Annotated in this window: 2 protein-coding genes and 1 pseudogene; all 3 read right to left on the bottom strand. The window is 48.7% G+C overall.

Annotation, left to right across the window (positions count from 1 at the left end; translation table 11 throughout):
- Window positions 1-139 precede the first annotated feature (139 nt).
- The gene (locus PPM_RS11385; RefSeq protein WP_013370999.1) at window positions 140-11386 is read right to left on the bottom strand and encodes a non-ribosomal peptide synthetase; all 11247 of its coding nucleotides are present in this window, start codon (window positions 11384-11386) and stop codon (window positions 140-142) included.
- Between the two features lie 173 nt (window positions 11387-11559).
- On the bottom strand, window positions 11560-12468 hold the full coding sequence (locus PPM_RS11380; RefSeq protein ID WP_013370998.1) for a condensation domain-containing protein: 909 nt from the start codon (window positions 12466-12468) through the stop codon (window positions 11560-11562).
- A gap of 26 nt (window positions 12469-12494) precedes the next feature.
- A pseudogene (locus PPM_RS28485) lies at window positions 12495-12899 on the bottom strand (ABC transporter transmembrane domain-containing protein); the annotation flags it as partial.
- Window positions 12900-13102: the final 203 nt, after the last annotated feature.

Here is a 13102-nt window from a genome sequence, read left to right as displayed (position 1 = left end):
TCCCATCGTGGGAGTGCACATGATAAAGCGAATCCTGATCGAATCGCGTAAGTGGAAGGCTTCTTACTTGTTCGATCAGGATTCATGGGTTACAGATTAAATTGGTGTTAACATCCAATTATTCGCCAAGCGTAGATTTTCAAGAATTATGATGTGCTAAACCTTGTGCCATGCCTTTGTCCATGTTCCGGGTAATCTTTTGTATCGCGGCACGGATACCTTTTACATTTTCTTCGATAAATCCGGGTTCCAGCAGTTCATAATGATTCCCAATCAAGCTATGCTCTTCATAACTTCCTTGTGTAGCGTCTTTCCATAAAAGTCGATTATCTCCTGTGCCCTTCACCGTTTCCGATCCAACGGCGTCAAAACCATGAATATTCGCCTGAACCTTTTCAGTATTCACAAGCTGATTGCCATACACCGCATAAGCGATCATTTTACGCTGGTACGTTTCATTCAGCAGCTCGCGGTAAGATTCAGGAACCTGTTCCAGCATCGCATGAATTTCCTGCTCTGTTTCTTCGTCTGTGAAAGGTAGGGCTTCCGTTCTTTTGACTGAATCAAGCATAAAAATGTCGGATACAGCATGACCTTGACGCTCCAGTGTAGAGGCAACCTTATGCGCTAGATTCCCACCTATGGAATAACCAAGCAGTACATACGGACCTTGCGCTTGCGTGCTGACGATAAGATCAACATAACGTGCCAACATTGCCTGCTCATCCGCAGCATCATCTACGAACTCTAACCCGTACACGACTGCGTCTTGATCCAGTTGTTTCGCAAGCTCTGCAAACGACAGCCCGTATCCAAGCATCGGCGGAAAGCAGAAGATGGAGACCGGACCGTGTTCATTCAACCGAATGATTGGACTATCAGCCTTGTATTCCAGATCAGCTTTCAATAATGTGAGCGCCTGCTCTTCTATGGTCGGGAACTCCAGCACACTACGTATAGGAAGCTCAATGTTTGTGGCAAGGTGAACTTTGCGTATAAGCTCCAGTACTTTCAAGGAATGTCCACCCAACGTGAAAAAGTCATCGTGGATACCCACTTGTGGAATATCAAGTATTTCCTGCCAAATGGCTGCCAGTAACTGCTCCACGTCGGTTCGCGGTGCAACATATTCTATACCCGTGCGCAGCGCTGTGTCCGGCGTAGGTAACGCTTTTCGGTCGATTTTGCCGTTGGCCGTCAGCGGAATACGCTCCATCTGTACGAATACGGATGGAATCATATAGCTTGGTAGACTGCCCAATAGTACAGCTCGAATCTCACGGACAGTCAGCTGCTCATCAGCCGTAAAGTAAGCACATAATTGCTGCTGACCTATTCCATCCTGCAAAGCAATAACAACGCTGTCCCGCACGAGCGGCACACTTGCCAATCGTGCCTCCACTTCGCCCAGTTCAATTCGATAACCGCGAATTTTCACCTGATGGTCAATCCGGCCCAGATATTCAATGTTGCCGTCCGGCATCCATCTTGCCAAATCGCCTGTACGGTACATCCGCTCATAGCCTGCTTTGCCTCCAGCAAACGGATCTTTCACAAACTTCTCGGCCGTCAGCTCCGGACGGTTCAGATAGCCTCGGGCTACACCTACACCGCCGATGCACAGCTCACCCGCGACCCCGATCGGCTGCAATTGCCCTGTACCTTCCTTCACGATGTACAGACGGATATTCTGAATCGGTTTCCCGATCGGAATAACCGCATATTCCTCATCCGGCTCGCAATCGAAGTACGATACGTCCACCGTCGCTTCGGTTGGACCATACAGGTTGATCAGCTTCGCTCCGGCAAAGCTCGACACGAGCCGCTGGAACCGGGCCACATGCTGTGGCGGTAAGGCTTCACCACTGGCAAAAACATGGCGCAGCGTGCCTAGCTTCGCTTGCATCGCTTCTCGTGGTTGCTGCTCCACATACTCCAGGAACGCATGCAGCATGGCCGGTACAAAGTGCATCGTGCTCACGCCATCACGAGCAATCGTGTCCACAATCTCTTCCGGGTTCTTTTCCCCGCCGACCGACAGCAGACTCACCTTCGAGCCGACCATCGACCACCAGAACAGCTCCCACACCGACACGTCAAAGGTGAAGGCGGTCTTTTGCAGGATCGTATCTTCCGCACTTAAGCCGTAACGATCATGCATCCACAAAATCCGGTTCAGCACGGAATGGTGCTCCACCATTACGCCCTTCGGTTTTCCGGTGGAACCGGAGGTATAGATCACATAGGCGACATGGTGCGGTCCGGCCAGTGGCTCCAGATTCGAGCCATCTTCGTGATAGATGTCCTCGTGATCCAGCACAAGCACCTGGCCATCGAAGCTCAGCGATGCTTGCTCCGCTAAATGCGATTGCGTCAGCACCAGCTTCGCTCCGGAGTCCTCCAGCATAAAGCAGATGCGGTCGGCTGGAAATTCCGGATCAATTGGCACATAGGCTCCGCCGGCCTTGAGGATCGCATAGATGCCTACGATCATCTCTAGCGAGCGATATACCATAATACCTACCGACTGATCTGGTTTAACCCCCTTCGCGCGCAAAGTCCGTGCAAGGCGGTTGGCTCGCTCGTTCAGTTCACGGTAAGTTAAAGATTGTTGGCCCCAAACGACGGCGATATGATCCGGCGTACGTTCCACCTGCTCCTCAAACCGTTTTTGGATCGTCTGATTGTAGGAATATGCTAAGGCCGTGTCATTAAATTCTCCTATAATCTGTTGTTTTTCTGAGGCTGTAACCAATTCCAGCTCTTCAACGCAAACATTCGGGTTAAGCAAAATTTGCTCTAGCAGATGCACAAAATGTCCGTGTAGACGTTCAATATCTGCTTGATCAAAGCAGAGTTCGTTATACATAAAACGAATTTTTATGCCTTCTCCCGGCATAACGACGATGCTCAAATCATAGTTAGTCTGTTCTGTAGCCGTCACGTTGGAAACCGATAATAACTCCTGCCCGTCACTACCCATTTCTTCAATCTGCTCATCCACCGGATAATTTTCAAACACCATAATATGGTTAATTAAATTCTGTTTCTGGTCGGTCAGTGCCTGAATTTCAAACAACGGATACGTATCATACGCATGAGAAGCCACCGCTTGCTCCTGCATTTTCTTCATAACTTCCGCAAAAGTTTCCCCTGCTTCACTACGGATGCGAACAGGAATGGTATTAATGAACAAGCCAATAATATCCTCGACCCCGATAATATCCGATGGACGACCTGAGACGACACTGCCAAATACAACATCACTATGGTTGTTGTACTTTTGTAGCAGAATCCCCCATGTGGTTTGCAATAATGTATTCATGGTCACCTGATACCGCTTGGCCGTCTCTTCCACCCGGAGAGCCAGCTCATGCTCCCAATCCGTCATCCAGTCACTGGCCATATAGCCTTCACCCTTGCGGCCGGATTTTACAGCTGGCAGTTCTGTTTGCTGCTCATACCCGGACAAATAGCTTCTCCAGTAGTCGGTTGCTGCGGTGCGATCCTGTGCTTCCAGCCATTCAATAAAGCGACTGTAAGGCACTGCCGGCGCCAACTCCGGTACTCTGCGCTCCCGAAGTGCTGCATAGCTCTCAAACACTTCTTTGTTTACAAGGGACAGACACCAACCGTCCATCACAATATGATGGAAGCTCCACACAAAATGATAACGATCTTCCCCAGTGCGCAAAATCGCTACACGCAGTAGGACATCCCGACGCAGATCAAAGCCTCGTGCTTTATCTTGCAACTTGAAATTGGTCAGCTGCGTATCCCTTGTATCGCTATCCAGCTCTCGTAAATCTTCGTAATAGAAGCCACAATCTTGGTTTCGATACACTACCTGCAAAGGCTCCGTATCCCGTCCAAAATAAAAGTGTGTACGCAGCGCCTCATGTCGTCGAACTAGAGTATTCAGGCTTTCTGCAAAAGCATGAATGTCCAGCTGACCTTGCATATCATAAGAAACCTGCTCAAAATACGCGTCATTGGCAGCTGCTTGACTATCGAGTTGGCTGTGAAACAGCATCCCTTTTTGCATTGGGGTCAGGGTATAGACATTGTCGATTTCACCCGTAGCACCCATCTCAGACAACAAGCTGTCCAACTCCTCAACACGCATTCCTTTATAGGAAATATCGCTTGGGGTTAGCTCTGGATGTTCTTTATGAATGCAATGCTTCAAAATTTCACGCAGGCTCGATTCCAATAAACTGGCCAATCGCTCGATCGTCTCTGGTCGATAGCTGGTACGACTATAGCTAATTGTCAGCCCCAGTTGGCCTCCTGAAATGATGCCGCCAAAATCCAGCGTATACGTCCGAGCCATAGTCGGGCTAAGTGGCATACCTCCACTATAAGGAGACGACTGCAGGTCATTTCCCTTCATATCCTGATCAAATTGTCCTAAATAGTTAAAGCTGATCTCAGGATCTACCTCACATAGGGCTGGAGATACTTCGGCTAAATATTTCAGTATCCCGTAACCTATTCCTTTTTGCGGAATACTACGCAATCCTTCTTTCGCATGCTTGATTCGCTGCGAAAGAGCCGTTTCTTTTGGCATATCGAGTAAAACAGGATATTGGCTTGTAAACCACCCAATCGTCCGGGTAATGTCCACCTCTGGTAAAATGGCTTCACGACCATGTCCCTCTAGATTAATTAGGAAACGATCATGACCACTCCATGCTTGCAATGCCATTCCTACTGCCGTCAGCAACAGGTCATTAATTTCTGTACGGTAGGCACGATTGGCCTGCTTGAGCAATTGCTCTGTCTCTTCGTGTGTCCACAAAGCAGTAACCGACTCACTATCGCCAATCAATGGCTTGTCGTGCTCGTTATGTCCATAATCTTGCGGCAGAGGTGCCGGTTTCGCTTGTGCAATCCCCTCCCAATACGCCCGCTCACGTTCCATCGCTGGGCTGTTGGCATAGGCGTGCAGCTTCTCGGCCCATGTTTGAAACGAATCCGTCTTGTGCGGTAACTGAATCACCTGTTCGCCCTTGGCGGCTTGCTCATATGCTGTCGCCAAATCCTCGAATAGGATGCGCCAGGATACCCCATCCACTGTCAAATGGTGAATCACGACCAACAGATGATCTCCATCCGGGCAACGGAATAGGCCGAGCCTCATCAATGGCCCTTCGCTCAAGGAAATACTGGATTGAATTTCATTGCATTTAGCCTCAATCATTTTCTCCAAATTCTCTTCAATTACTTCGCTATCCCTATAGTCAAAGCACTCCAAATGGTACGGTTCGCCTTCCCCTACACCTCGGTTCCATGCCGTATATCCGTTCTCCGACGAACGAAAAGTCATTCGCAAGGCGTCATGGTGCGCTGTAATCTGATGGAGTGCCAGCCGAAGTGCCCGTTCGTTATAGCCTTCCTGCCGATAGAGCATGACAGATTGGTTGAAATAATGTGGTTCATCCGTTGACTGTTCAAAGAACCAGCGCTGAATCGGTGTAAGCACAACATGTCCCGTAACCTCACCCTGCTCGGCTACTCGTTTAACTGGCTGAATATATGTGCTCAATCCTGCAATCGTTGGATATTTGAACAAATCCTTCATTTCCAGCTTGTATCCAGCCTGAAACAAGCGGGACGATACTTGGATAGCCTTGATGGAGTCACCACCCAAATGGAAAAAGTTATCTTGTGTGCCTACCTTCTGTATACCCAGAATGGCTCCCCAAGCCGCAGCCAAGGCCAGTTGGACATCTGTCTCAGGTGCCACATAATCCATACCTGTATCGACATTAGGCTCAGGTGCAGACAGTGCCCTACGGTCTACTTTGCCATTCAGTGTCAAAGGCAGTTTCGACAGCTGCACAAAGTAGGAAGGCACCATATAGCTCGGCAGATCCTGTGATAACACACTACGTAAGTCGCTAGCGCTCAATTCGCTGTCTGTTACAAAATATGCACACAGCTGTTTTTGCCCGCTATCGTCCTGCCGCACAGTAACAACAGATTCCTTCACACCTGCAATCGTGGACAAACGGGTTTCAACTTCACCCAGTTCGATGCGGTAGCCGCGAATTTTGACCTGCTCATCCATTCTTCCCTTGTACTCCAGTACGCCATCAGCACGCCAACGCACCAAATCCCCTGTACGATAGCAATATTCTTCAGGCCGGAATGGACTTTCAATAAACTTTTCTGCCGTAAGCTCAGGCCGGTTCAGATACCCGAGTGCCACGCCATCGCCACCGAGAAGGAGCTCGCCCCACGCCCCGACAGGCTGCAATTTTAACGAACGATTGACCACATAAATGGTGGAATGATCAATCGGACGTCCAATGGGAACACCTTGAGTTTGCGGTTCTGTAATTTCATAGGTGGTGGAAAAGGTCGTGTTCTCTGTCGGCCCATAAACATTACTCAACCGAAGCTGCGGGTACTCCTTCAGCACGCGGTTAACATGTGGTACGGACATCACATCCCCACCCACTAGCAATTCCTTTAGGGATGCAAACACTTCAATGTCTTGCTGTGAATGCTGATTGAATAAAGCCGTGGTCATGAACATGGTGTTAATACGATACTTGTTCATCACTTGTTTGAACTTGGCAGCATCCAAAATAGTGTCATGATTTACTACATATAATTGACCACCGTTCAGCAGCGTTCCCCAGATTTCAAACGTGGAGGCATCGAATACAACTGCGCCCATTTGCAGCATACGCGTATTTTCGTCAAGCGTGGCGTAGCTATTGCCTTTCACCAACCGTGCGACATTACGGTGATTGACCATAACGCCTTTCGGCTTGCCTGTCGTACCAGAGGTGTATATGACATGCGAAAGATCTAAGGCAGACCCCCCATTTGTAATGGAAGCTGATTCATGAGTATGAGTGTATCCTTCAAATTCGCTGCTCCATAGTTGCGCATCGCTCAAATCGATAACCGGAATACCTGGTTCAAAAGAAATCTGTTCCCGTCGCTGTGACAGTAACAGCTCGGCACCGGAATCCTCCAGTAAATAACGGATACGCTCTTCCGGATACTCGGGATCAATAGGAACGTAAGCCCCGCCTGCCTTCATAATAGCCAGCATGCCCACGACCATTTCAATGGAACGCTCAGCTACTATCCCTACTCGCTGTATCTGAGCCCCGGACCCACGCCGTATCCCATGGGAAGTAAGGACACATGCCAGACGATCGGAACGCTCATTCAGCTCGCGATAAGTGAGCTGTGTGTCCGCAAAGGTGATCGCTAGTCGATCTGGCGATTGTGCAACCTGTTCCTCGAACAGCACATGCAGTAATTGATCCCGTGGATACGGAGAGTCTGCTGCTGTAGTGCTGAATTGCTCCACCAGCTGCTCTTTTTCTTGGGCCGAAACCATTTCTATAGCCGCAAGAGCGATCTCCGGCTGTTCTATAACCACATTGATTAGCTGCTGTAAATGTACAGCCAGTCGTTCGATGGTTTCGCGTTTGTACAGCCGGGTTCCGTATTGAAAACCGCAGGCAATTTGTTCCCCATCCTCCTGCGCGAACAGACTTAGATCAAATTTGGCCGTTGTTTGTTCACTCGGATAGGGCGCTAATTGCAGCTCTGCCAGCTGCTGCTCTGTTTGCTCCAGGTTTTGTAAAGCAAACATGGTATCAAATAATGGATTGCGGCTTAAATCCCGATCCACGCCCAGCTTTTCTACCAGCTCTTCGAAAGGATAATCCTGATGTTCAAAAGCCTTTAACGCGTTATCCTTGACCTCCAGCACATAATCGCGGAATGTTTTCCCGCCTTCCGGATAATTGCGGATCGCCAGTGTATTGACGAACATCCCAATCAGACTGCTAAGATCAGCATGTGGCCGCCCCGCAATCGGCGAGCCGACAATGATATCCTCCTGCCCGCTGTATTGGCTAAGCAAAGTCGTATAGGCAGCCAACAGCACCATATATAAGGTCGATTCGGTCTGCATCGCAATGCCTTTTAATCCTTCGCTTTGCCGTTGATCGAGCGTAAATTCCAGTACATCTCCTTCAAAGCTTCTCACCGCCGGACGTGGATAATCCGTCGGGATATCCAGCACTGGCAGCTCTCCTGCGAAGGTATTGAGCCAGTAATTTTCCTGTTCCTGATAGCGTTCACTTTGCTGCTGTTCCTGCTGCCATGCGGCATAGTCCTTATACTGAATGCGCAGCGACGGCAGCGTGTCCCCCGCATATAAGTGGATGAAGTCCTGAATCAATACATTTATAGAGGTGCCGTCCGAAATGATGTGATGCATATCCAGCAGCAAAATATGATGCTCTGGCCCAGTTTCAATCAGACCCGCCCGGAACAGCGGAGCATGCGCAAGATCAAACGGCTGAACAAAGCCATGCACCAGCTCATCCGTTTCCTTTTGGTCAGCTCCGTGGGCATGAATCAACTCCACGCGAAAAGGAACCTCGTCATGTACTCGCTGGACAGGTTCACCGTTCATGCTTTCAAAGCTTGTGCGCAATGTTTCATGGCGATAAATAAGCTGACGGAACGCGTTATCCAGTGCCTTGTAATCAAGTGAACCGGTCAATGTCAAGGCGCCTGGTATGTTATAGCTAGTTCCCGCTCCATCAAGCTGATTGAGAATATACATCCGTTTTTGAGCCGAGGATACCGCATAAAATGGCTTATTTCCCGAAACAGGAATGGATTCATAGGTGGTTTGCTCCAGTGCTTCAATAACCTGCGCAAGCTGTTCGATGGTTGGGTGCTGGAATAGGTCCTTTAGCTGCACATTTTTATGCAATTCCTTATGGATGAGCGAGATGACATTTGTCGCCCGTAAGGAATGACCTCCTGCTTCAAAAAAGTTATCCTTAATCCCAATGCGCTCAAGTTCCAGCACATCTTTCCAAATGCTGACCAGTTGTGCTTGTAACTGATTTTGAGGAGCTACATATTCTGCACCTGAGCTTATGCTTCCCTGCGGCTGAGGCAAAGCTCGGCGATCCACCTTGCCATTAGGCGTCAATGGCAGCTGCTCCAACTGCACAAAATACGACGGCACCATATAACCCGGCAGTTCCCGGCTCAAAGCGCTGCGGAGCTCACTTAACTGTGCATTCGCATGAGTTACTACATAAGCGCAGAGCTGCTTTTGCCCCTGCTCATCCTCATGTGCAGTCACAACAGCTTCTCGCACCACCTCCAGCTTCAACAGCTGCGCTTCCACCTCGCCCAGCTCGATCCGGTAACCCCGGATTTTCACTTGCGCATCGATCCGTCCCTTGTATTCCAGCGCCCCATCTGCATTCCAACGTACCAGGTCCCCGGTGCGATAGCAGCGTTCGCCGTTACGGAACGGACTATCGATGAACTTTTCAGCCGTTAAGTCCGGACGGTTGCGGTATCCACGTGCCACCCCATCACCGCCCACTAGCAACTCACCCCATACCCCGACGGGCTGAAGCTGCATCGAACGGTCCACGACATATGCTGTCGAATTATGGATCGGTCTGCCAATTGGCACAGATTCCGATTGCACACCGTTGATCGCATGCACTGTGGAAAAGGTCGTATTTTCAGTTGGGCCATAGATATTACTGATTCGCAGGGACGGATGAGCCTTCAGCACCCGAGTCATATGTGGTACGGACATCACATCACCGCCGACCAGCAGTTCCCGTATCCCCTCGAACAGCGCCAGATCCTGCTGAGACAGCTGGTTAAAGAGCGGTGTGGTCAGAAACATCGTGGTAATGCCGTGGCTGCGTACAGCTTCCTTAAGCTTAAGCACGTCCAAAATGACATCCTGACTCACTAGCACAAGCTGTCCACCATTTAGCAACGCCCCCCAAATTTCAAAGGTGGACGCATCAAAGACAACAGACCCAGTCTGCAAAATGCGCGTGTCCGCATCCAAACGTGCATAGTTTGCATGTTTCACCAAACGAACGACATTGCGATGTTCCACCATTACCCCTTTGGGCTGGCCTGTTGTCCCTGAGGTGTACATAATATAGGCCAATCGATCAGCTGCGGTCGCCTTCGGTTGTTCTTCAGCTGCATAAACCTGCTGTATTGGTTTAGCTTGTTCTGATTGCGTAGCTTCTGTTGGGATAGTTGTAGTAGAAGCAAGTTCGGGACTAGCAGAAATAGAATAGAGTGGGTTTAGGCAGTCCACATATCCCATATTACCCGTATCTGTACTCATCCCGTTATCATACGACAAAACGGAATTGCAGCGATCAGCATCATCTGTTTCATAGATCGCATCATCACTCAGGTCAAGTACTATTCCCTTAAAATCTGTGGGCCGATGCTCCATTTTTTGTACAAGTAGTATCTTGGTCTCGGAATCCTCCAGCAAATAACGCACGCGCTCGTCCGGGTAATCAGAGTCAATCGGAACATACACCCCGCCTGCTTTAAGAATCGCGAGCATGCCTACAATCATCTCAATCGAGCGCTCAGCTACAATGCCGACTGTCTGTTCAGTACGGATTCCCTGCTTACGTAAAAAATGAGCCAGTCGGTTGGCCTTTTCATTTAATTTTTCATAGGTTAGGCTATTGGGTCCAGACACTACTGCCACCTGCTGTGGTACCTGCTTCGCCTGTATCTCGAACAATTCATGAATGGAAGCATCACGTGGATAATCTACAGCTGTATCGTTGAAAGTATGAACCAGCTGCTCTACTTCTTGTTCTGACAGCACTTGTGCTGTGCAAATCTCCAACTCTGGCTGATGTAAAACAACGGTATACAGCCGTAATAGCTGCTCAACAAAGCGTTCAATCGTCACCTGGTCGTAACGGTCGCTACTGTATTTCACGTTTAGAGAAACTGCAGCATTTTCCCATTGAAATTGAAAATCCAGCTCAGATTGCACGTGATGTAGAAAATCAGAAATGTGAATATTTTGCAAGGAGGCCGTGGTGTGGATAAGAGGCTTGTCGTCCTTGTTACGTAGGATTTCAAGCCCCTCGGTATAGTTCCAAAAAGGAATATTTTGGTGTTCAATAGCTTCGCTGACAGAGGTTTTGATCTGAGACAGCAAGGTTTTGAAGGTCGTTGAAGAATCCAGCGTATTTTTCAATAAAAGCAGATGGTTGATTGGCTTGGTAGCACCGTTGCCAGACTTGGCTACAGGAATGCCCAGCAGCACACTTTCTTCACCTGTGTATTTATGCAATAAACTTTCTACTCCAGCAAGCAGAACCATAAATACAGCCCATGGAGCCCCACCTGTTATAGATGATATTCTTTGGGAAATTTCTGATGGAAATGTCAGCGTGTACGTATGACAATTAGAATCTGTTGCAGCTGTATCCCTGGACACATGGTTGGTATATGGCAAGCAGATGATACGATCCTCGGATTCCAGCTTATGACTCCAGTAATTTTTCTCTTTCTCAAATAAGGCTTTCAATGACATCCCTCCTGCTTTATGGGGTCTGTACCCCGGTTGGAATGGTGCGTTGTTACGTAGATGAGCGTTGTATCGGAAAAAGAATACTTTGCAGGCAAGGGCAGTCGGACGAAGCCGCTGCCCTTTGCACATGCAAAGTGAAATCATTGCCTTTTAGAAACCTGAAAACTGATCTAGAAAACAAAGTCGATGGAATCCGGTGAGAAGCCTTTTGCTTGTTCACCCAAGTTCACCTGAATATCGCTTAATTGCAAATCTGGATTGGCCGCAACCTGTGACAGGATCGCTATCAAATCTCCGGTTAATCGTTCAATAGCGTCAGCGCCAAACAGCTTCGTGCAATATTCAAAGGAACCCTTGATCTGCCCGTCTTCATCACTCATGGACAAGGTCAAATCAAATTTGGAAATACGATGCTCCTGCACATAAGGACTGAAGGACAACGTTTCAAGCTTTGCTTCCTGTGACTCCGTATTTTGCAGTACAAACATAGTATCAAACAACGGATTACGGCTTGCATCCCGTACTATATCCAGCTTTTCCACCAGCTCTTCCAGCGGATAATCCTGATGCTCGAAGGCTTGTAACGTACGCTCTCGGGCTTCCAGTAGGTAGCTGTGGAACGTTGAGTTGCCCTGCGGCTGATGCCGGATGGCTAGTGTATTGACGAACATGCCGATCAGCGGCTCCAGTTCAGGTAACAAACGACCTGCTACCGGCGTACCGATGATCAAATCGTCCTGACCACTATATTTGGACAGCAGAACGGTGTAGGCGCTCATCAGCACCATGTACAGCGTACTTCCGGTCTGTGCCGCCACTTGGCGCAATTGCTCGGATACATTCGGGTCCACGGTAAACTCATACGTTGCTCCCTCGAAGCTGCGAACAGCAGGTCTAGGATAAGCAATCGGCAGATCCAGTACCGGTAATTCCCCGGCTAAATGCTCCAGCCAGAACTGTTCCCGGCGCTGGTAGGACTCACGCTGCATTTCCTGCTGCTGCCACACCGCATAGTCCTTGTACTGAATTGGCAGCGGCTCCAAGGCCTGTCCCTCGTACAGTTGTCCCAGCTCCTGCACGATATGGTTAGACGATACACCGTCTGATTAGCAAATTGCTGGATAAAAAAGTTCTGCAACAGCGCCGTATTGTTTGTTAGACGGGATACCAGATCTCCGGTGAACTTCCTCTCCACGCTAGAAACAGGTAAATCATAAAACTTATGTACGAGATCGCCTCTCAAGTCACGCAATGCACTAACACTAAATCGTGCTGAAGCGTACCTCATCACAAACTTACAAGGCATTCCAATGACCGTCATACCAACAACTAGATAGATCATGTTCTGGGTGGAGGAGAATGTGCCCTGTGCCATTTGCTCTATGGCCTTACCCAAAATAATGTCAATAGCTGCTAAACACAAAGAAGAAATTACGGTTATAAAAACCCAAAGGTTATACGGTTTTATATAACGTGTAAGTCTCCGAAAAGCAGAATTTGCTCGAAACAAGGGCATCCCTCTTTTTCATTGCCCACACTTTATGCAGTGCGAACTATTTAGATTGGCGATGGACGTCGTTGAAGTAAACTCTGTGTCTGAAATGAATGAGTGCCTGTACAGTAAAGTTGGATTTTAATCTATGTTGGGAAATGCATCATGGTGGGTTGTTTTATCGGTTATTGCTGAGATGGTGATAGCGAAGTGTATCGTGA

The organism is Paenibacillus polymyxa M1, assembly GCF_000237325.1.
GTDB classification, from domain to species: domain Bacteria; phylum Bacillota; class Bacilli; order Paenibacillales; family Paenibacillaceae; genus Paenibacillus; species Paenibacillus polymyxa_C.
This window is presented reverse-complemented; position numbering and strand designations above follow the sequence as displayed.